Below are 22,339 nucleotides of genomic sequence, written 5' to 3'. Positions count from 1 at the left end.
GGTCTATTATTGAAACTTAGTGTTTAATAATATATTATTAATGTAATTTTTAAGTAGTTATGAAGAAAAATTTTGTTAGGGTAATGCTTTTCGGGGCATTGACGCTTGCTACTGTCACTTATGTAGGCTGTAAAGACTATGATGATGACATCGACAATCTGCAAACGCAGATTGATGCCAATGCGGCAGGTCTTGCTGAACTGCAAGCAAAAGTGAATGCAGGTAATTGGGTAACAGACATTAAAAGTATCACTGGTGGATTTGAAATTACTTTCAACAATGGAAATAAATATTCTATTGTGAATGGTAAAGATGGATCTGTCGTTGAAATTGGAGAAAATGGAAACTGGTTTATAGACGGTGTTGATACTGGGAAACCGGCACGAGGTGAAAAGGGTGAGACCGGTGCTACTGGTCCTGTTGGTCCTGTTGGCCCCGAAGGTTCTGTTGGTCCTGTTGGTCCCGAAGGTCCTGTCGGTCCTGTTGGCCCCGAAGGTCCTATCGGTCCTGTTGGTCCCGAAGGTCCTGCTGGTCCTGCCGGAAAATCTCCTTTTATTGGTGATGGAACAGGTGAATTTGAAAAAGATTATTGGTATTTCTATGATGACGCTACAGATAAATGGGTGAAAGGTGATTATTCGTCAGCCACTGTTTATGCTGTACAGAATGAGGGATTACCTAGCTTTACTCTACATGTAAAAGATAAAACTACTGGAACAGAATTAACAACTATTCTGCCTACTGCAGCTTTGATTAGTAGCCTTGAAGGAGTGACTATTGAGAATGGTAAAATCACTGCAGGCGGAACAAAGGAACTTAAATTAAGTTATGCTCAATGCAAAGCTGATTTCACTTTTGGTATGGAGGATGAGAAAAAAGAATTTAAGAAAAATGACCTGTTAATAACTAATTCCGGCGTGTTGAATGCGTTGATTAATCCAGTAGGTCCTGACTTTACTGATAGCAAATATCAAATCTATTTGATGAATTCTCAAAATGAAGCTAATTTTGTTATCTCTAAGATTGAACAAAATAAAACTGCAAAACCATTGACACGTGCTACCGAAGCCAAAGTGAATCGTGGTGTTTACGACCTTACTGTTACACTAAAAGATGGCTTGAATTTGGAAACTGCCCTTCCTGCAGATGAAGCATACGCATTCTGTACAAAAGACGCATGGAACAATGAAATAATCTCTGCTTATGATGTTAAAATCAAACCGGAAGCAGTTACAAGTGCTACTAAACTGGTAGATGCAGCAGTGTCCGCAAAAGTTGGTGAGGTACAGGTTTTGGATGACTTGGCAGCTGCAGCTACCACCACTCCTATGGATTTGAGTACAGTCTATGCATATTATTATAAGTTGGCAGCCGATGCTCCTGAAGGTGTAACATTGGGGACGAACGAAGCCGGCAAACAAACCATCACTTCTACCAAAGGGCAAGAAGCAAAGGTTGAAGTCTGCTATATAACTACAAATGGTATTCCTTTTGATGGAGAAACTCATGAGGGCATTGATTATTCTAGCGTCGGTGGCTCCTCTGCTCCGGCTAAACTGACTGTCACCTTCAAGCAAATAGAAACAAAATCTTTGGCAGCACAGACGGTAGTTTGGAATAAATCAGAAAAATCCGACATTGCTGTGTCAGCAGCTAATATTAAGGCAATCAAAGACGCTATTACTACTGCTAAACTTGCTAGCTCAACTGCCACGGCTAACGATGGAGATAAAGTGAAGTTTAGTGGTATTGCTTCTGGTGATACTAAATATGATAACCTGAAACTGACAGTAACCGCTGCATACAAGGGTACTATGGAAGCCGTATTGACAGTTGACGTTGACGCAACGAAGCAAATTGTATTCAAATTACCGGTAACTGTTGATTATAAGACGCCTGTATTTACAAAAACTTCAGGTATGTGGACTGAAGATGGCAAGGTGTCTCTTCTGATTAATGAAACTAAGAATGCTGATAAGATTCAGAGCATCAGTCTCGAAAGAGAAATGGGCTCAATCTTTACTACATGGAACGCTATTACTGGCGGAGTTACTTCAGGTATATACAACAGCATTACGTATGATGTTGACAAGAATGGTGACGATCATGTAGGAAGTGTAGCTAACGATAAGTTCACAGTAGACATGGCTCACGCTAAAGACAATATGGCATTCTCTGTAGATGTAAATTGTCAGCCTAACGATGCTACTGAACCTGCTTCAATTGCTAACCAAAAGATTCAATTCATCTCATTATCAGAATTGCTTAAATCGGAATTTGGTGCAACGGACGCTAAAAAAGGTATCACAACAGCGTATACAGCTGAAACCATAGATTCAGAGATTGATGTATTAGGTGACATTGTATGGAAAGACAGAAAAGGCAAGGCAATGTGGCCGACTGCAGATAATAACACTTATGACACTGGTACTTTGACTACCGCTGACGCTGTTCTTGCTCTTTATGGATATTCTATTAAGGTAGAACTAAGTGACAAAACTAACTTCAAGTTTGATTCTACTGGACAGAAATTGATATTAACAGATGCTGGTAAGGCCTTGAAGGGTCTTGTGAAAGATTTGGTAGTGACAGTTACTATTACTCCTTCAATCAGCTGGAGCGCAACATCTCCTGCACCTGTGGTGAAGACAGTAACATTCCCTACTGCTCTCTTTGCGGATTAATTTGAAATCCTTTAATGTTCTATTAGATAGCTCCTCTATATTTGCCTCTGGCAGAGGTGGGAGCTATCTCTAGAATGATATAACATAATAGGAGAGCCCGTGCTTGTTGAAGTGCGTTCTCTCCATAAATATGAAACCCTTCTTCACCGAAGTGTGAAGATTATATGTTGAGAAGTGACAAAGCGAAGAGACACAGCTTGTGAAAGTCCATCCTTCCATCTTTGTTCTTCTATTAGAAAAGGGATGCCTCCCCACATTTCCTACTGGCATCCCTTTTATCTTTACTCTTGGGACGTCTTTTTTTGTTGTACTAGAATCAATTGCTAGTCGCCCATTTCCCTATAGGTAAAGGAGACGTCCTCAAGATACAGAAAGCCCGAGCTTGCGAAAGTCCGGGCTTTTCGTAATTTTGTGCAGTCATTATCCCCTTATTTTATCGTCCCTAAGTTTCCGGGGAAATGTGCAGAATGAATGATTGAAAAGAATCTTTTAACCTGCCATGACAAAGATTTCTATTAAAAATATATATCTTTGCAAGAAAGGCATTGATTAATAAAAGAAGAGAATATGAGCCATAAAATTTATCCGATCGGTATTCAGAATTTCGAAAAAATTCGTAATGACGGTTATTTCTATATTGATAAGACAGCACTGATGTATCAAATGGTAAAGACCGGAAGTTATTACTTCTTGAGTCGTCCGCGCCGTTTCGGAAAGAGTCTGCTCGTCTCCACCTTAGAGGCCTATTTTCAAGGAAAGAAAGAACTGTTTGAAGGGCTGGCTGTGGAAAAACTGGAAAAGGACTGGATCAAATATCCTATACTGCATCTGGACCTTAATATCGAGAAATATGATACATCCGAAAGTCTGGATAATATACTTGATAAATCGCTGACAGCATGGGAAAAACTATATGGTGCCGAGCCGTCCGAACGTTCGTTTTCCTTGCGTTTTGCCGGTATCATAGAGCGCGCTTGTAAGTTGGCGGGGCAACGTGTGGTTATTCTTGTCGATGAATATGACAAACCCATGTTGCAAGCCATCGGTAATGAAGAATTGCAAAAGCAATTTCGGAATACATTAAAGCCTTTTTATGGAGCGCTTAAAACAATGGACGGTTGCATCAAGTTTGCATTCCTTACCGGTGTGACAAAGTTTGGCAAAGTCAGTGTGTTTAGTGACTTGAACAACTTGGATGATATATCCATGTGGAATGAGTATGTCGAAATCTGTGGCATTAGCGAGCGTGAAATCCACAACAATTTGGAAACAGAGCTTCATGAATTTGCTGCTGCGCGCGGAATAACGTATGATAAACTTTGTGAAGAGTTGAGAGAGTGCTATGACGGTTACCATTTTACGCACAATTCTATTGGTATGTACAATCCGTTCAGTTTGCTTAATGCTTTCAAACGTAAGGATTTCGGCAGCTATTGGTTTGAAACGGGCACACCGACCTATCTGGTGAAATTGCTGCAAAAACATCATTATGACTTGGAGCGGATGACGCATGAAGAAACCGACGCCCAAGTATTGAATAGCATAGACTCTGAATCTACTAATCCCATTCCGGTGATTTATCAGAGTGGCTACCTCACCATTAAAGGGTATGATGAAGAATTTGGAATGTATCGGTTAGGTTTCCCGAATCGTGAAGTAGAAGAAGGATTTGTCCGTTTCCTGCTTCCTTATTATGCGAATGTAAATAAGGTAGAATCTCCGTTTGAAATTCAGAAATTTGTTCGTGAAGTACGTTCCGGCGATTACAGTTCTTTCTTCCGTCGCTTGCAAAGCTTCTTTGCAGATACCACCTACGAAGTGATTCGCGATCAGGAATTGCATTACGAGAACGTGCTTTTCATCGTTTTTAAACTGGTCGGCTTCTATGCCAAAGTGGAATATCATACAAGCGAAGGACGCATCGACCTTGTCTTGCAGACAGACAAATTCATCTATATCATGGAATTTAAACTGAACGGTACGGCAGAAGAAGCATTGCAGCAGATAAATGACAAGCATTACGCTCTTCCTTTCGAGATGGATGAACGGAAACTCTTTAAAATAGGAGTAAATTTCAGTGCGGAAACCCGTAATATTGAAAAATGGATAGTTGAAGAAAAATAGATAAAACAAAAAGGCGGCTCGTTTTGACCGGGCCGCCTTTTCTGTTTATTTGATTTCGATTTCTTCCTTCATATCGATTTCCTCTCCATGTGTATCATAGAACACATATTGCAGAAATGCGAGTTTTTGACTTGGAATAATCTTGATACCGAATCCGTATTTCATTTGCCACTTCCGTTTCAGGGAAACGAGTCCCTGATTGATATAAGCGGCAACATACGGATGGACGTGTAACGAGAATTTCTTAACCTTCAGTTTATTGACTAGGTAATCAATTTTACTCTCCAAAGTGTCCGTAAAAAGAATGGACGACTTGATAGTGCCTTTGCCGAAGCAAGTGGGGCAGGTTTCGGTCGTGTTGACGTCCATTGCCGGACGCACACGTTGGCGTGTAATCTGCATTAGCCCGAATTTGCTAAGCGGCAGAATATTATGCCGTGCCCTGTCTTTCTGCATATTGGCACACATTCGTTCATAAAGCTTCTGACGGTTTTCGGCTTCATTCATATCGATGAAGTCCACGACAATGATACCACCCATATCTCTTAATCGCAATTGGCGGGCCAGCTCGTCGGCGGCTCCCAGGTTTACTTCGAGTGCGTTACCTTCCTGCCCGTTGGCATTCTTGGTGCGGTTACCGCTGTTCACGTCTACTACGTGAAGCGCCTCAGTGTGCTCAATAATCAGATAGGCACCACTCTTGTAAGAGATTGTTTTACCAAACGATGATTTAATCTGCTTGGTGATACCGAAATTGTCGTAAATGGGAAGTTGACCTTTGTACAGTTTCACGATATTAGCCCGGTCGGGCGCAATCAGTGATACATAGTCTTTAATTTCATTGTACACAGCCTCGTCGTTGACGTGAATATTCTCAAAAGAAGGGTTGAAGAGGTCGCGCAACAAACCTACGGCGCGGCTGGTTTCTTCATAAATCAACGTCGGATACTTGGTGGCTTTTTGTACTTTTACCATCGCATCTTCCCAATGCTTAACCAGGACTTTAAGCTCTCCGTCGAGTTCGGCTACGCGTTTGCCTTCGGCTACCGTGCGGACGATGACACCGAAGTTTTTCGGCTTGATGCTCATCAGCAATTGTTTCAGGCGGGCGCGTTCTTCGCTCGATTTAATTTTTTGTGAAACAGAAACCTTGTCATTAAAAGGGATCAGTACGAGATAGCGTCCGGCAAACGAAATTTCGGACGTCAGTCGCGGTCCCTTAGTGGAGATCGGTTCCTTAACGATTTGCACCACTACTTCTTGTCCTACCTTGAGGGTGTTGGATACTGTTCCATCCTTGTCAAGATCGGGAAGCAGGGTTGCTTTGCTGATGGAGGTCAGCTTCTTTTTGTCGCTTAAAGTCTGCTTTACAAACTTTTCGAGTGAGTTAAATTGAGGACCCAAGTCCAGATAATGAAGGAAAGCGTCTTTCTCGTAACCAACGTCTACAAAGCATGCATTCAGTCCGGGCATCAATTTCTTGATACGTCCCAAATACATATTGCCCACAGAGAAAGAAATATTTCTTCCTTCGCTTTGAAGTTCCACCAGGCTCTTATCTTCGAGAAGGGCGATGGAGACCTCTTTGGGCTGTACGTCAACTACTAGTTCACTTGTCACTGTTTTGTTTCCTTATTATTGATTGAATCTCATTTATATGAACAACTTTTTTGACAAATTGTTCATTTTGGGTTAGCTACTTAAACAAAGAACAAACTTGAAAGACATTAGCTTCGCAAGTTTGTTCTTTATTTCTGTGTGATCCAGACTTAAAAATTATTTTTTGCTTTTATGTCTGTTCTTTCTTAGTCTTTTTTTACGCTTGTGCGTAGACATTTTATGTCTTTTTTTCTTTTTTCCGCTTGGCATAGCTTCACATTTTATGGGTTAATACTCTTGTTTATTATTTCTTTACTGAAATTGTAAATGTCTTAGCCGGTTTGAAAGCCGGAATGTTGTGCTCCGGAATAATGATCGTAGTATTTTTAGAAATGTTACGAGCAGTCTTTTGTGCTCTTTTCTTTACTACGAAACTACCAAACCCACGCAAGTATACGTTCTCATCGTTAGACAATGAATCCTTTACTGCATCCATAAATGCCTCAACTGTTGTAAGAACTGTCTGCTTATCAATTCCAGTTTTCTTTGTAATCTCGTTTACAATATCTGCTTTAGTCATTTTTCCTTAAAAAAAATATTATTACTATGTTATTGCTAATTTTTTGGACTGCAAATATATAGCTTTTTAAGCTCCTAAAAAAATATATTCTGCACATTTTTCTAAAAAAATAGTGGCATAGGGTTTTCTTAGAACCAAAAGAGTTACTTTTGTGTGCCTTTTGGATAGGATAGGCAAGATAAATGTTAGATAATACACTAGGAACGAGGATATGAACGAGTTTACTAAAACGATTGTAGAGTGGTATAAAGAGAATAAACGTGAACTGCCCTGGAGGGAGTCTGCCGATCCGTATCTGATCTGGATTTCGGAGATCATTCTTCAACAGACGCGGGTGGCGCAGGGGTATGATTATTTTCTTCGTTTTATCAAACGTTTTCCCGATGTGCGGACTTTAGCCGCTGCGGAGGAGGATGAAGTGATGAAATACTGGCAAGGACTGGGATATTACTCACGTGCCCGCAATCTTCATGCCGCCGCCAAAAGCATGAATGGGGTTTTCCCGGAAACGTATCCGGAAGTGCTGGCTCTGAAAGGAGTGGGGGAGTATACAGCGGCAGCGATCTGTTCGTTTGCTTACGGTATGCCTTATGCGGTAGTGGACGGTAATGTGTACCGGGTGCTTTCCCGTTATTTCGGCATCGATACTCCGATTGATTCGACAGAAGGAAAAAAGCTCTTTGCAGCATTGGCGGATGAGATGCTGGATAAGAAGCATCCGGCTGTTTACAATCAGGGAATAATGGATTTCGGGGCGATTCAGTGCACTCCGCAGTCGCCTGATTGTTTGTTCTGTCCGTTGGTGGGCAGTTGCTCGGCACTTTCGAAAGGCTTGGTGGCAAAACTTCCGGTGAAGCAACACAAAACAAAGACAACGAACCGTTACTTTAATTATATTTATGTACGTGCGGGCGCGTATACCTTTATAAATAAACGGACGGGCAATGATATTTGGAAAAATCTGTTCGAACTGCCCTTGATAGAAACTCCGACGGCTCTTTCGGAAGAAGATTTTTTGACTTTACCGGAATTTCGTGCACTCTTTGCGCCGGGGGAAGTACCGGTGGTACGTTCGGTTTGCAGGGAGGTGAAGCATGTATTGTCTCACCGGGTTATCTATGCTAATCTATATGAAGTGACCTTGTCTGAAAATTTGACTTCTTTCAGTGATTTCCTGAAAATAAGGGTGGACGAACTGGAGCAATACGCTGTTTCTAAATTAGTACAAGACTTGCTACAAGCATTAGAATAAGCATTAGAATAAGTATTAAGTAATAAGTATTGAGTATTACCCATGCAGTTTATGGCGCAGCCTAATACTTAATACTTAAAACTTAATACTTGATTTTATACTTAAAATCTTGCATCCTATTGTTATTCTGTTTAATTTTGGCAGCAGATTTAATTTTAAGAATCATAAACTTGATACAGATATGTCAGTAAATAGAGTGATATTGATAGGAAACGTAGGACAAGATCCTCGGGTAAAATACTTCGATACAGGTTCGGCAGTAGCAACTTTCCCGTTGGCTACAACGGATCGTGGATATACGTTGGCTAATGGAACCCAGATTCCCGAAAGAACAGAGTGGCATAATATCGTTGCATCCAACCGTTTGGCGGAGATTGTGGATAAGTATGTGCACAAAGGTGACAAACTGTATCTGGAAGGAAAGATAAGAACACGTTCTTATAGCGACCAGTCGGGTGCTATGCGTTATATCACCGAAATTTATGTGGATAATATGGAAATGCTGTCTCCGAAAGGAGCTAATCCGGGTGCAGGAGCTTCTGCTTCCGGACAACCGACTACGGGGCAACAGCAACAATCGGTTGCCGGCCAGCCGCAACAAGCGCAGCAGTCGCAGGCACAACCCGCACAAGATAATCCGGCAGATGATTTGCCGTTCTAGATAATGTGATAGTGTGCCAATAGGTTTTCGCGAGCTTCTTGGCACATTATCTTTTGTTTAATTAAAATATAGACTCTTTGGACTCAGATGGTTATTTAAGCCAATTGGCTGACATTTTCAACGGTATTACCGTAAACACTCCTTCTATCTCTGCTATTATTGCCATAGTATTGGCAGGTGTACTCCTGCTTGCTTCCGGCTTTGCTTCGGCTTCCGAAATAGCTTTTTTCTCACTTACTCCTTCCGATCGGAATGATATTGATGAACAGAATCATCCTTCCGATGAAAAAATAAGTGCCCTGTTGGGGGATTCAGAACGCCTCCTGGCAACGATATTGATTACGAACAACTTTGTGAATGTAACCATTATCATGCTCTGCAACTTCTTCTTTATGAATGTATTTGTTTTTCATTCTCCATTGGCAGAGTTCTTGATACTGACCGTCATCCTGACTTTTCTATTGTTGTTGTTCGGCGAAATCATGCCCAAAATCTATTCGGCACAGAAGACTTTGGCTTTTTGCCGTTTTTCGGCACCGGGGATTTACTTTCTGGAAAAGCTGTTCCGTCCGGTGGCTACTGTGCTTGTACGTTCAACTACTTTTCTGAATAAACATTTTGTAAAGAAGAGCCATAATATTTCTGTCGACGAACTGTCGCACGCATTGGAGCTGACAGATAAAGCGGAACTCTCTGAAGAGAATAATATCTTGGAGGGTATTATCCGTTTCGGCGGTGAAACTGTGAAGGAGGTGATGACATCACGTCTGGATATGGTCGATCTGGATATCCGTACCTCTTTCAAGGAGGTGATGCAATGTATCATTGAAAATGCTTATTCGCGTATTCCTATCTATTCCGGTTCGCGGGATAATATCAAGGGGGTATTGTATATTAAAGACTTGCTGCCTCATGTCAACAAGGGGGATAATTTCCGTTGGCAGTCATTGATCCGTCCGGCTTATTTTGTGCCGGAAACAAAGATGATTGATGATCTGTTGCGTGACTTCCAGGCGAATAAGATTCATATTGCCATTGTTGTGGATGAGTTTGGAGGAACTTCCGGACTGGTGACGATGGAAGACATTATTGAAGAGATTGTGGGTGAGATTCATGATGAATATGATGATGAAGAACGTACATACGTGGTCTTGAATGACCATACCTGGATATTTGAAGCGAAGACGCAGTTGACGGATTTCTATAAGATTGCGAAAGTAGACGAAGACGAGTTTGAAAAGGTGGTGGGAGATGCGGATACATTGGCGGGTATGCTGCTCGAAATTAAAGGTGAATTCCCGGCATTGCATGAGAAAGTGACTTATCACCATTATGAGTTTGAAGTGCTCGAAATGGATAGTCGTCGTATCCTGAAAGTGAAGTTTACAATTCTGCCGAAGGATATGGAAGGCTCGGAAGAGAAGGAATAATCTTGGAATCATAATTTTGAAAGCATAATCAAGCAAACGTAAGATGGCGTTATTTCTGCAACATAAGACGGATGATATACAGTGGGCTGTCTGGAAGATGGAAGAGTCTTTGGAGGTTCTGTTGGCTCTTTTGCCGGATGCGCGCAGAGTTTTCTGTGAACAGGATTTGAATCGTTTTGTCTCCGAACGCCGTAAGATGGAATGGTTGTCCGTTCGTGTTTTGTTGTATGCCATGTTGCAGGAGGATAAGGAAATCGGTTATTCTCCCGAAGGAAAACCGTATCTGACGGATCATTCTTTTTTCATCAGTATTTCTCATACGAAAGGTTATGTAGCTGTGATGCTTGCTTCTTTCACTCCGGCAGGCATTGATATTGAGCAATATGCTCAACGCGTTCACAAGGTATCCGATAGGTATATCCGTTCTGACGAACAAACGGAACCTTATCAGGGAGATATGACTTGGGGACTGTTATTGCATTGGTCGGCAAAAGAAGCTGTTTTTAAGCGGATGGAAAACGCTGACGCTGACCTTCGTAAACTCCGTTTGACGCATTTTATTCCTCAAGAGCAAGGAACGTTTCAGGTTCAGGAGTTGGCGACGGAGCAGCAAGAACTTTACTCTGTCGGTTATCGTATCTGCCCGGACTTTGTACTGACATGGACATTGAGTTGAATGGGGGAGGAAATGAAGTGCCTCTACCTGTTTCTCTTTTCTTTGTAATGTGTGATGTCTTGACATAATAAAGTGAACCCCGAAAGTTTGACTTTAACTTTCGGGGTTCACTTTATATTCGGACGCCCTCATGATTTTATGAACTCACGGCTTTTCAGACGGGTTCTTTTATGGTTGGTTTACTTCTCTTTTTTGTTAAGTCGGTAGCTCAATGCTCCTGACGGACATTTACTGATTTGTGTAATTAATTCTTCCGTTGTCGCATTTTCTATTTGCACCCAGGGTCTTTCTTTAGGATGATAGACATTGGGTAGCATCTTTACACATATTCCGGCATGCTGGCATAATTCCGGTTTCCATACAATGGTCAGTTCACCATTGGTGTATTCTATTTTCTTTTCCATATCTGTATTTATTTAATATGAATACCACGCATTACAATGCGCTTCCATTCCGGATGTTTGTGAATATATCCGGCTACAAACGGGCAAAGCGGTACTAGGCGTAAACCTTGTCGTTCAATGTCTGTCAGTGCTTTTTCTGCTAGTTGTGAGCCCACTCCCTTGCCGCCTAATGAGGCGGGTACTTCCGTATGTACAAGGTATATTTCTCCATTGTTTGATTTGATATAGTCTATTTCGGCTATTTTGCCATCGATCTGAAATTCATATCGATGTTTTTCTTCGTTGTCTATTAATTTATAATCTTCTGCCATAATTTTACGTATTAAGTTCGATTATAATATAAACACTTGGGAAACACTTTTGTTTTATGCAAACAATTATTCTTGTTAATGGAGAAAGTATTGCCCGTTCATACTGGCACTGGTCTTTTCGATCCCTTTCTATTACTTCTTCAACTGATATTTGTTATTTTTTCTAAGTTTATAATCTTTCCAATTGAACTGTGAAATGTCTCATTAAAGGCGCTTCCCAGGCGATACGCACTCCGTGAGTGATGCTTTCTCTACGTTCATATACATTTTTGAGAGCGGCGGCTATTACATTCATATGATTGTCTGTATATACTCTGCGGGGAATGGCGAGGCGGAGTAAATCAAGACCGTTAAAACGATTTTCATGAGTCACCGGATCACGGTCGGCGAGGATATAACCGATCTCACATCCGCGGATACCGGCTTCCAGATAAAGTTCTATGGTCAGCGTCTGTGCCGGGAATTCTTCTTTGGGAACGTGCGTCAGTACTTTAGGTGCATCAATGAAGATGGCGTGGCCTCCGGCCGGTCGTTGGTAAGGGATTCCGTATTCATCCAGTTTCTTTGCCAGGTATTCCACTTGCTTGATACGTGTTTCGAGATTGTCGAATTCGGTGTTTTCATCCAAGCCGATGGCAAGAGCGTTCATATCCCGTCCGTTCATTCCTCCATAGGTGAGATAGCCTTCGTATTGTACGCAGAAACCTTTTGCGCCTTCATACCAGTCTGAACGTCGTGTGGCGATAAATCCACCCATATTGACGATTCCGTCTTTCTTGGCACTCATTGTCATGCCATCGGCTAGAGAGAACATTTCCCGTGTGATTTCTTTGATGGTTTTGTCTTGATAGCCTTCTTCGCGCATTTTGATAAAATAGGCGTTTTCAGCAAAGCGTGCAGAGTCGAAAAGTACGGGTTTGCCGTATTTGTCAGCAATGGCACGTACTTCATGCAGGTTTTGCATGGATACGGGTTGTCCTCCGGCTGTATTGTTGGTGATGGTTACGATGATAAAAGGAATTCGTTCTGCATATTCTGTCAGGGCTTTCTGCAATTTATCAGGGTCTACATTTCCTTTGAACGGGATTTCCAGTTGGGTATGTTTTGCTGCATCGATAGTGCAGTCTAATGCGGTGGCATGGCGTCCTTCGATGTGTCCTTTGGTGGTGTCAAAATGTGAGTTGCCGGGTACAATGTCTCCTTCATGCACGAGATAAGAGAAAAGCACATTTTCTGCGGCACGTCCTTGATGGGTAGGTATGATATATTCAAATCCTGTCAGTTTCGTAATCATCTCTTTCAACTTAAAGAAAGAGGTTGCTCCGGCGTAACTTTCATCGCCTAGCATCATTCCCGCCCATTGACGGTCGCTCATCGCTCCGGTTCCGGAATCGGTGATGAGATCGATATAAACTTGTTCTGATTTGAGTTGAAAGACATTATAATGTGCTTCTTTAATCCATTGCTCGCGTTCTTCACGTGTGCTTTTCCGGATGGGTTCTACCATCTTTATTTTCCATGATTCAGCAAAAGGTAATTCCATTGTCGTAGATTTAATAGTTTTGAACGACGAATGTAGATAAAATTTGTGTGATTAACAAATATATGGTATCTTTTTGTTAGTGAGAGTTATTGGGTTTACTTCTCTATGGGCTGGTAATATATCAAAATGTAGTGAGTAGATAGAAAGAGAGCCGGATTTCTTAAAAGAATATCCGGTTCTTTAAAATTATGCGGTCGATTGAATATGATTTATATATTAGATTATCGGCAACCCATGGGTTGATTTGGAATATATAAATTAATTGATGTCAATCTCAATCGGACAATTGTTTATTTAGTCTTCGATAGTGATACCGTCAAGACAGAAATAGGTTGGAGTCAGTAGACCATATTCATCTTTTTTTGTCGATTCTAGTGAGAATTTTAATCCTTTAGTTTCTCCTAATGAGGTTAAATCTACCCACTTCCATTGATTGAGGAGATTAGTTCCTTCTGCCAAATAGCAGTCTACATGCATTGTTTTATCATAATTGTAGATGATGAGTTTGAATGAGTCGTTGCTTCCGAATATTTCTTCTTCACCATAATATCCTGTTCCTTCTTTCATGCTGTTATATGCAATAACACTGTTTGTAACATACAATCCTTTTACTCTATAGTCTTCCAGTTCATTGGGATTATCGTGGTCTTTAAATCGGATTGAAACTTCCTTGTTGAGATCAGAGTTTATACCATATCCACCGGCTCCAACAATGACGTATGTGTTATTAGTAACTCCTTTTTTGGTGACAGCACGATAATCATACATTTCAAAATCCTTGCAATTATCGACTGTACAGTTAGTAAATGCGAATCCATCAGAACCAAATCCATAATTGTCAGATGAAGTACAATCAAACTCAAAAAGTTTACTATCGTCAGTAAGAATAGTATGATAATAGTTTGTTGTAATTCCATTATAACTTGATGACCAATGTTCTACTGGATTTTTAGTGTCGCCCATATCAAGTGTATGAGTTTCGTAATTGGGCAGGCTAAGCACGTATGTTTTTGTATCGTCATCATCGCTACAGCCACAAAATACAAATACTGATAACAGTAATAATAAAGATAATTTCTTCATGTTCTTTTCTGATTTTAGTTATTAATTATTGATTATTTCTTGAAATGTAAGTTCTCAATGGTGGTAACTTCGGTTGATATTTCACCCATTTGTCCTGCATCCTGATTGACTGCGGTCATAATCTTCACGAAGTCTATTTGATCCAAGTCTACCGGACTGCCATTACTATCCACAGCCCAATCTATCTTGAAATTACTTCCTTCCTTGCTGTTAGGATGGTTGTCTGCATATCCCCACGGATAGCAATATCCTACCCATAATCCGTTCTCTAAAACGGCATTATCTTTTAGACGTGTTCCCTGGAATGTGATTTCATCACTTTCTATCCAAAGTGGATAATATGATTCTTGGTTATGGAAGCTGTTGCGGAAGATATATCCTTCGTTGCCTTGATTGTCTTTCCAAAAAACTTTTAGGTTGGCTGGATTCGGGCGGTGATAGGTTATCTCATATCCGCGTGTTTCTGTGTCTTTCCCGTATTCGCTTCCTTTCAATTCATACCACTCATCGTCAGGCTTTCCATTGCCATTTACATCTTTAGATACAAATACGATTCCCGGTTCTGCACTTCCGCCCAATGCTCCTGTTCCGGTTTTGGAGTTGTAGTAGGCATTGCCTTTTATCTTGAAGTCATACTCTCCTGTTACATTCGGAATGGATTGTGGGAATCCTAAAACAATGTAACCGCCGAATCCTCCCAATGTAAGGAGTGATTTCTGCTGGATTCTGCGGGTTGCTTCTTCTAGTATATCATCATAAGTAAAGCCCTCCTTATATGCTGAAGTGGTAGTGTTGATAAACTGTCCGGGCGCAGGGCGATATTCCCATACTTTATTGGCGAAAGCCAGAGGATTTTCCTTATCATCATCGTTGTCATCAATATCGCTTTGTGAGGCTTTGTCACTGAATGCAATTGTATTCGGATTAAGTCCGATGTTGTTCAGACGGAACATGAGTTGTCCTTGTTGGTTGAAACAAAGTAAGTCTCCATAGGTGGTGTAATCACGGGCTTCGGTGATATATACATTGTTGCTGTAAGGATTGATGTTGATGCCGTATGGCGTTTTTATCACTGTTCCGTCAGTTATGAAATTCTCACGGATTGTCTCTTCTGTTTTCAGATTGAACATCTTGATAGAAGAGGTCTGCGTGTTATAATTGTAATTGTATAGATAAGCAATCTCTCCATCGATGGCAAAGTTTTGTACTTTCTCGTTAGATTGAGTAACTTTGTTTGTCCGGCAGTCTATCTTGACGAAGTTATAATCGCCGGCTTCTACATCTTCGCCACGGGTGGCAACATAAACGGTTTCGTCCGGACCTGCTACTATTTTACCGGGATTCGGACCTACTGTTAGTTTGCTACTTTCTTTAAATGTGGCAATATCGACAACAGATACCGTGTTGTCTACCCCCAGTCCTGATGAATAGTCCAACCCGCCGGAATTGGAAATATATAACTTTTCGTTTTGTACACAAATACCGTCGGGGTTGCGTCCCACTGATGTGATAGCTTCTATGGATAGGGAGGTTGTGTCTATACGTGCAACGGTTCCATCGTATGAACATACGTATGCCTTTTCTTTGTGAAAAGCGATGTAGCGTGGTTGACGGGAACTTCCGTTTTCTGCCAGCATTTGAATCTGTTTCAATGAGCTTCCCGTACGAAAGTCTATCACTTCTACCGTACTGGAGATATTGACTATCACATATATCTTGCTTCCGTAGATGGCCATGTCATTGGCAGTGTCTCCTAATCCCCGGCGGTTGACTGCTTTGAAATAGTCACGAACCATTTGCTGGTTGCCGAAAGAAAAACGTGCCAGCGAGCTATTGTTCTGATTGAACAGTCCTTCGCATAATACATATAATTCGGCAGTACCCGTTTCTGTCGGATCGCCTATAATGCCTGATGTGAAGGGTTTGTCCTCCATATCATCACATGCCACGAATAAGATTATGGATGACAGCCAGCACGAGAATATATATATTAGTTTCCTTTTCACGTCAATATCTTACTTTATAATAGTTAATATCTTATTCTTATTGTCGCCCTTACGGATCGTCCGGGCATTGGGAAATATTTCACAATCTCGTAATTCTTATCCATCAGGTTCAATACTTCCACGCTGAAAGAGGTAGTGATTTTTCTGATCTGAAAGTCACGGTTTGCAGAAATGCTGTGGTCGCTATAACTATCCAATCGGTTTTCGGCAATGTTTTGTCCTAATGCATAGCGTTTTCCGGAAAAAAGGAATGAATAAGACAGATTGATCCACGGTGTTTCGACGCCTGCCTGTCCCGAAGCGGAGACGCGGGGAGTGTAGGCTATTTGATGTTTGTATGTCGATTCATACGTGTTCGGATCGGGCGGGGTGACATCTAAAGCTCGTTGGTATGTGTAGTTACCCGAGAGGTTGATGCGTATTTTATCCCAAGGTTGGAGGGACAGGCTTCCTGTGGCATCAATGCCTTTGATGTCAACTTCACCTAGGTTCTTCATACTCCATACGGCAAGGTTCTTGGTAGGGTAGGCGATGATTTTATCTGTCACCTTGTTATAATAGGCGTCAACGGTTACTGACAGATAGGGTAGGAACGGGCATACATTTTTATTGTATGTCAGTCCGATGTTGTATTGTTTGGCCTTTTCCGGCTTTAGTTGGGTGTTGCCTACTTCTTCGTAATATAAGTCGTTGAAACTTGCCAGACGGAAAATGTCTTTATAGAAGAAGCGGACACGGAATTCTTCATGCCGGAAAGGTTTGAAAGCGGCACTTACATAAGGGGTTAGCTTACGGTGATTGCCGGCACTACCGCCTTTCTTCACATCTTCATTGATAACGGTTGCCAATGCGGATGCGGAGATTGTTAACCAGTCATTTACGTATTTTCCGGCGAATGCTGTTAGCCATGAGTAACGTGTGGGGTGTACAAAGTTGGCTAGATCGGCGTTCATGGTGTTGATGCTTCCATCTGTGGAAAGTGAGAAAGAGAGGTTGCTCAACAGTCTGTATAGTACAGAAGCGGAAAGGTAATATTCCTGCTGGTAATAGCTGTTTTCTGTTTTCTTTAAAGAGTTCTTGGTATCGGGGTCCAGATAACGTTGATAGCTCCAATTCCACTTGGCAGAGGTTTGGAACACCCATTGCCGGCTGAATTCTTTCTTGTATTGACTTTGGATGAATGTGTTTTTATCCCACAAGTGTTGTGTGGAATGGTCGTTATAGAAGGTTGTAGCTTTGGGTAGTCCCCGGGAGGACTGAAAGTAGTAGGCTTTCAACCGCCATTGTTCTTTATCGGAGAAGTTGCCGTAAAGTCCGGCTTCGGCACGGAATGTCTGTACGTCTGTATTCTTTCGTTTTTCACGTGAGGACAAGTCTTCTGCCGCATTTCCATAATGTAGTGTGTATGGATAATGTCCGTCGGAGGACATCCATTCGCCATTGGCTGACATGCTCCATGTCTTATTGAATTGTTGTTCCAGTAGCAGGGAGGGATTGATTAATCCCCAGGAGCCGGTTTTGAAAGCTCCGGCTATATTGGTCTTTTTGCCTTTTGTGAATAGCGGCGTGAGTGTCTGTATATTCAATATGCCTGCTGACGCGAAGAAGAGGGCGGGTTGGAAGATGTTATCGCTTTGTCCGTTGTTTAGAGAAAGGCGGTCTACGTTGTCGAGCGAGAAACGCCCGATATCTATTTGTCCGGTTTGGCAGTCGGTCAGGGTGATTCCGTCATAGCCGACAGCGGTATGTTGGGCTCCCAGGCTTCGTATGGATACTGTTTTCAGTCCGCCGATACCTCCGTAATCTTTTACGGTCACTCCGGCAAAGTGTTTCACCGCGTCGGAGACTTGCAGGGCGTGCAGGTTTTTCAGGGCGTCTTTGGAGAAGACTTGCAGGGGAGCGGTTGAGCGTACTTCGCGGGTCTGGTAGATATCTGATACTGTTATTTCGGGAATAGAATATGTATGTGTCGTATCTACCTTTTGCTGTTGTGCAAAAAGTGGTATGGATAAGAATTGGCAGCTGAATGCTACAAAGATCACTTTATTAAATGTTCTTTTCTTCATTTATTCCTTTTTCAGTCTGTTGTTGTTTAAAAGTGTCCGGGCGAAATCCCTTCGACCGGACACGCATAAATAAACTTGGCAGAGTTTATCTGTTTTAACACACTTTCTCTGAATCAGAGTGATGAATGAAATGATAGACGACTTGTCCGGTTCATTAGACTCAACGCTTTTTCCTCGAAAGCAGTGAAACTTATTTGCATGGTAGGTCTTCTGACTTATTCCTGTTACAAACGCCTTCCCGGATTGGTCTCCAGTGGCAATGAGTGAATTGCTTGTAACTTGTATGGAACTTACAGCAGCGGGACTGTTCAGGACTTGCACCTGATTCCCTTTTAATTGCTTCCCCCGCATGGGAGTCGCAAACCAATGCGCGACAAAGATAGGGAGTTTATTTGTTTTTTCCAAAGAGATGTTCTTTTTCTTTCGTCTTGATACGAAAGAGAAAGAACCAAAAAGAAAGGATCAAGGCTGCGTTTTTTCAGCTACTCCGGTGCTTCCTTCGGCTAAAGGGCAGAAACTCGCTACGCTCAAACAGTCTGCCCTTTTTGACGCCGAAGAAAACACCTGCGCTTGACGCTGAAAAAACGAGGCCGGGAGACCATGCGGGGTGGGCGGTGTGGCGTGGCACGTGTGTGGGCGGCGTGGGGGCTTATTGTTCGCCTTTCATTAGCAGGTATTCTTCGATGGTTTGCGCGGGAGCATCTTTCAGAAGTACTGTCTTATCCTTGTTTAGGAGGTAGAGGGTAGGGATGGCTTTCAGGTCATACAGTTGTTGTTCCTTGATAGCGAAGGTCTTATCATATCCGTTAACCCATTCTTTGGGGAATTCATTTAGGTGTTTTCGCCATTCGTCCAACTCTTCGTCGGGATAAATGGAGAGGACTGTTAGTCTCTTTTGTTCCAGAAGTTGATTGATGATAGGGGCGTTTTTTAATGCTTCGATTGTCTCCGTGCAGGCATGGCATCCCGGGTTATTGATAAATAATAAGGTATAGTCCGATTTTTGTTGATAAAGAGAACCCTGTGCGCCGGAAGCTAATGTATAGTTAAAATTCAGTGCTTTGGTTCCGATACGGTTTTTCTGAGCCAGTTCGCGACGGGCTTTGGGACGTACCTTTTCTATTTCTTCCAGTACGGGAGAAGCCAATATGGCATCCAGTACAGGGATATAAAACTCTTCGTTACGCATCGGGGAGTTAGGGTCGTACAGATATTTGTCTGCCAAGTCGGTGATGTAAGTGAATACTTTCTTATTCACATTTGTCCGTTCGATTGTTTTCTGCATAGCTTGCTGTGCAGTTTCCAATGGAACATGGTTCAGTATATCACAATAGTCCGCCCAAGCTTGTTCGGTCACTTCGGGATGATGGACATAATTGGTATCGGCAAAGTTTACGTTATCCCAATAGTGCTTTACTAGGAAATCTGCCCGTAGCTCGGGTGCTGTCAGCATTGGCGGGATGGCAGGTAGCGTAAAGGAGGTGATGGTATCTTTGGGAGCTTCTTTGGAGTTTTGGCTGGATGCATTCCCGCTTTTGCAAGCGCAAAGCAGTAGAATACAGAAGACTGGGATAAGATTTATATTTGTTCTCATAACTTGCTGAATTGTTTTCAATTTACTATCGGTGAGCAAAGATAAAAAAACTATGTGTGAAAATGCACTGTTTTAATGAAAATGCTATATTTGTGTCGGCAAACAAACATACAATGCATATCTATGATTAAATCCACCTACATATTCTTCGTTTTTTTTATGCTGACGGCTGTGTGGAGTTGCAACCGACCTTCTGACATGCAGCGGGAACATCCTGCCGTTTCTCCCACGTTCTATGCCGACAGTCTTTGTACATTGGGGCGTGGTATCCGCTTGATTAAGGAGGAGAAGGAAAGGCTGGCTTTCCCGCCGCTAGATTCCGTGTTCCGGCTTCCGGTGGACGATGTGCTCACTACCGAAGAATTGCGCCGTTTATCTTCCGAATCTCTCCGCCGGTTAATGATATACTTCAATCTGATGATGAACTTTGAGTCCGGCTATCAGTATTTTGATTCGTTGGAGCGGGCGAAACACCCTGTTGTCTCCCGTTATTGCCGCAGGGAACTGTGGGTGGTAAAGGCGCAGATGCTTATGGCGCTCGACCGCCATGCGGAGGCGGTGGACTATCTCAACCGAGCGATGGCACTGAAAGATGAGAATAACGACCCGTTGAGCGAGATATTTTGTACAGCTACGGCAGGCATCACCTATATGGGTGTCGACACTATCAGCACTCGTGCCGAGTCCGCTTTCCGTAGAGCCTGCCGAGTGGCAGAACGCTCGGGCCTAAGCAACTATTGGCTTTATCCGCAAGCTATCGGGCGGCTTGCCGATATATACCTTCAGCAGGGGAAGTATGAAGAAAGTATCTCCCTCTGTCGTGAAGCTATCCGTCTATGTGAGAAGTCGGGCAGCTATCACGGCAAGCTGGTGGCGGCGGAGATTCTGACGGAAGCCTACCGCCTGCTCGGGCTCTATGATGAAGCGTTTCGCTATTGTGCCGTAGGAACGGGCGAGCCGGCACGTGCCGAAGTTGACAATAACTTGATAGGTCGTTTCTTCATTGCGAAGGCGGAGATACACAACAATCTGAATCGCCCCGACTCCGCACTCCTGGTTCTTGCGCAGGCCGACAGTTGCTTTGACCGGACGAAGAACGACTACTATCATTTGATGGTGCAGATAGATCGGATGTATTATCTTGCCGCCTTTCCCGATTCTGTGAATGTGGCTTTGAGAGGCTTTGCCGCACTTGAAGGTAAAGTTCCCCGTCATCGCCTGCCATATTATGACTATTATTACGGTGCCACCCTTGTCCGCGTCGGTAAATGGTTGGAGGCAATCCCCCTGCTTCGGAAATCTATTGGCGAGTTGAAAGATATATCCGAGCTTCACCCTGCTTCGGAAGCGGCGGAATTGTTAATGGAAGGCTATCGCCACACGGGGCGGGCGGTGGATATGCTTACTGTCTTTCCCGAATATCGGATGATGAGAGATTCGGTGACCCGCAAAGACAAGATACGCCAGTTGGCATCGGCAAATATCCGTTTCGAAACACAGAAGAAAGAACAGGAGAATCGTCTGCTGACTGCCGAAGTCCGTCTTCAGGATACCCTGTTGCATGTGTATTTCATAGCCGGAGTGTGTACATTGCTACTCGTCTTTTTTATAGCCGGCTGGATGGTGATGCGCCACCGCAATCTGCGGCTCCGGTGGCAGCTCGAGGCGCAGGAACATGAGCGGGCTGACGAACGGTTGCGTGATCAGGAAAGCAGGCTTCACGAACTGATAGCCGCCCGTCAGGACTTGTACGAACGCAACCGTTCCCTTATCCGCCAGCTTTCTGATATCCAGGCGCGCCACCGCAACACGTGCGAACTTGACAGCGTGATGGAAAGCCTGCAATCCCACTTGCTCACCCGTAAGGAAGAAGAGGATTTCCGTAACGCCTTTTTGTCCGTCTACCCGTCGGCGCTGCTGCATCTTCGTGAAGCCTGTCCGGCGGTGACACGTAGCGAGGAACTGTTTTGTATGTTGGTTCTGCTCAAGCAATCCAACGAAGAACTGGCGCGGACGCTCGGCATCAGCGTGGCAAGTGTGTCCAAAACCCGATACCGCATCCGTGTGAAGCTTGGTCTGCCCGAAGGTTCGGACACTGATGCGGAAATCCGTCACATTATGGCAGGGGAAGATTTATAGAATCGGTTCTTCCAGTCATTCAGCAATATTAATCCGGAACTTTCATCATTAAACAAAAAATGTCTATCTTTGTTGTCAATATACACAACCAATACATTAATAATGGGAAGATTTATTAATCCCTTTACCGACTATGGCTTTAAGTTTTTATTCGGCAGAGAGGTAGAAAAGGAGTTATTAATCGACT

At 42.8% G+C, this 22,339-nt stretch carries 17 protein-coding genes and 1 riboswitch; of the genes, 8 read left to right on the top strand and 9 right to left on the bottom strand.

The annotated features are described in order from the left end of the window. Positions 1 to 59 precede the first annotated feature (59 nt). Together DW173_RS23790 and DW173_RS08535 are read left to right on the top strand one after the other, a co-directional pair. Positions 60 to 2,684, top strand: a complete 2,625-nt coding sequence (locus tag DW173_RS23790; RefSeq protein WP_233562124.1) for a collagen-like protein — start codon at positions 60 to 62, stop codon at positions 2,682 to 2,684. 567 nt (positions 2,685 to 3,251) lie between these two features. Beyond that, on the top strand, positions 3,252 to 4,808 hold the full coding sequence (locus DW173_RS08535) for an ATP-binding protein (RefSeq protein ID WP_004316203.1): 1,557 nt from the start codon (positions 3,252 to 3,254) through the stop codon (positions 4,806 to 4,808). A gap of 45 nt (positions 4,809 to 4,853) precedes the next feature. Here DW173_RS08535 and DW173_RS08530 read toward each other — a convergent pair whose 3' ends face one another. Further along, the gene (locus DW173_RS08530; RefSeq protein ID WP_004316204.1) at positions 4,854 to 6,428 is read right to left on the bottom strand and encodes a ribonuclease E/G; all 1,575 of its coding nucleotides are present in this window, start codon (positions 6,426 to 6,428) and stop codon (positions 4,854 to 4,856) included. Positions 6,429 to 6,711: 283 nt separating this feature from the next. Beyond that, positions 6,712 to 6,987 carry an HU family DNA-binding protein gene (locus DW173_RS08525; RefSeq protein ID WP_004300646.1) on the bottom strand — a complete coding sequence of 92 codons (276 nt, stop codon included), beginning with the start codon at positions 6,985 to 6,987 and terminating at the stop codon, positions 6,712 to 6,714. 211 nt (positions 6,988 to 7,198) lie between these two features. Between DW173_RS08525 and mutY the strand changes: the two genes are divergently transcribed. The 4 genes from mutY (at position 7,199) to DW173_RS08505 (ending at position 11,006) form a co-directional block, all read left to right on the top strand. Then, on the top strand, positions 7,199 to 8,239 hold the full coding sequence (mutY, locus tag DW173_RS08520; protein WP_008644690.1) for an A/G-specific adenine glycosylase: 1,041 nt from the start codon (positions 7,199 to 7,201) through the stop codon (positions 8,237 to 8,239). A 181-nt stretch (positions 8,240 to 8,420) separates the two neighbouring features. Then, positions 8,421 to 8,900, top strand: coding sequence for a single-stranded DNA-binding protein (locus DW173_RS08515; protein ID WP_009039928.1), 480 nt, complete (start codon positions 8,421 to 8,423; stop codon positions 8,898 to 8,900). A 77-nt stretch (positions 8,901 to 8,977) separates the two neighbouring features. Next, a complete protein-coding gene (locus tag DW173_RS08510; protein WP_087318756.1) occupies positions 8,978 to 10,330 on the top strand; it encodes a gliding motility-associated protein GldE in 1,353 nt (450 codons plus the stop codon). 43 nt (positions 10,331 to 10,373) lie between these two features. After that, positions 10,374 to 11,006 carry a 4'-phosphopantetheinyl transferase superfamily protein gene (locus tag DW173_RS08505; protein ID WP_117809069.1) on the top strand — a complete coding sequence of 211 codons (633 nt, stop codon included), beginning with the start codon at positions 10,374 to 10,376 and terminating at the stop codon, positions 11,004 to 11,006. Between the two features lie 179 nt (positions 11,007 to 11,185). Here the strand turns inward: DW173_RS08505 and DW173_RS08500 are convergent, their stop codons facing one another. The 6 genes from DW173_RS08500 to DW173_RS08475 all read right to left on the bottom strand — a co-directional run bounded on the left by DW173_RS08500 (position 11,186) and on the right by DW173_RS08475 (position 18,419). Further along, complete coding sequence (locus tag DW173_RS08500; RefSeq protein WP_087321934.1) at positions 11,186 to 11,410, bottom strand: (4Fe-4S)-binding protein; 225 nt, start codon at positions 11,408 to 11,410, stop codon at positions 11,186 to 11,188. Positions 11,411 to 11,418: 8 nt separating this feature from the next. Next, entirely contained in the window at positions 11,419 to 11,721 is a 303-nt protein-coding gene (locus DW173_RS08495) for a GNAT family N-acetyltransferase (protein WP_004316210.1), read from the bottom strand. A gap of 169 nt (positions 11,722 to 11,890) precedes the next feature. Continuing rightward, positions 11,891 to 13,264 (bottom strand): tryptophanase, encoded by a 1,374-nt coding sequence (locus DW173_RS08490; protein WP_117809067.1) that lies wholly within the window; start codon positions 13,262 to 13,264, stop codon positions 11,891 to 11,893. 294 nt (positions 13,265 to 13,558) lie between these two features. Continuing rightward, on the bottom strand, positions 13,559 to 14,347 hold the full coding sequence (locus DW173_RS08485; RefSeq protein WP_120144305.1) for a DUF4465 domain-containing protein: 789 nt from the start codon (positions 14,345 to 14,347) through the stop codon (positions 13,559 to 13,561). Positions 14,348 to 14,379: 32 nt separating this feature from the next. Further along, the gene (locus DW173_RS08480) at positions 14,380 to 16,353 is read right to left on the bottom strand and encodes a YncE family protein (protein ID WP_120144303.1); all 1,974 of its coding nucleotides are present in this window, start codon (positions 16,351 to 16,353) and stop codon (positions 14,380 to 14,382) included. Positions 16,354 to 16,376: 23 nt separating this feature from the next. After that, the gene (locus DW173_RS08475; protein WP_120144301.1) at positions 16,377 to 18,419 is read right to left on the bottom strand and encodes a TonB-dependent receptor plug domain-containing protein; all 2,043 of its coding nucleotides are present in this window, start codon (positions 18,417 to 18,419) and stop codon (positions 16,377 to 16,379) included. 182 nt (positions 18,420 to 18,601) lie between these two features. Then, a riboswitch (cobalamin riboswitch) is annotated at positions 18,602 to 18,802 on the bottom strand. Positions 18,803 to 18,828: 26 nt separating this feature from the next. Between DW173_RS08475 and DW173_RS08470 the strand changes: the two genes are divergently transcribed. Continuing rightward, positions 18,829 to 18,993: a hypothetical protein gene (locus DW173_RS08470; RefSeq protein ID WP_009039924.1), complete on the top strand. Its 165-nt coding sequence runs from the start codon at positions 18,829 to 18,831 to the stop codon at positions 18,991 to 18,993. A gap of 75 nt (positions 18,994 to 19,068) precedes the next feature. On the opposite strand, the gene DW173_RS08465 is transcribed toward DW173_RS08470, so the two are convergent. Next, positions 19,069 to 20,013 carry a DUF5106 domain-containing protein gene (locus DW173_RS08465; protein ID WP_120144299.1) on the bottom strand — a complete coding sequence of 315 codons (945 nt, stop codon included), beginning with the start codon at positions 20,011 to 20,013 and terminating at the stop codon, positions 19,069 to 19,071. Positions 20,014 to 20,088: 75 nt separating this feature from the next. On the opposite strand from DW173_RS08465, the gene DW173_RS08460 reads away from it, so the two are divergent. Beyond that, positions 20,089 to 22,152: a tetratricopeptide repeat protein gene (locus DW173_RS08460; protein ID WP_120144297.1), complete on the top strand. Its 2,064-nt coding sequence runs from the start codon at positions 20,089 to 20,091 to the stop codon at positions 22,150 to 22,152. Positions 22,153 to 22,339: the final 187 nt, after the last annotated feature.

Origin of the sequence: Bacteroides sp. AM16-13 (assembly GCF_003602705.1) — a bacterium.
In the GTDB taxonomy this organism is placed as follows: Bacteria; Bacteroidota; Bacteroidia; order Bacteroidales; family Bacteroidaceae; genus Bacteroides; species Bacteroides xylanisolvens.
Note: the sequence above shows the minus strand (reverse complement) of the source record. Positions and strands in the feature narration are given on the sequence as shown.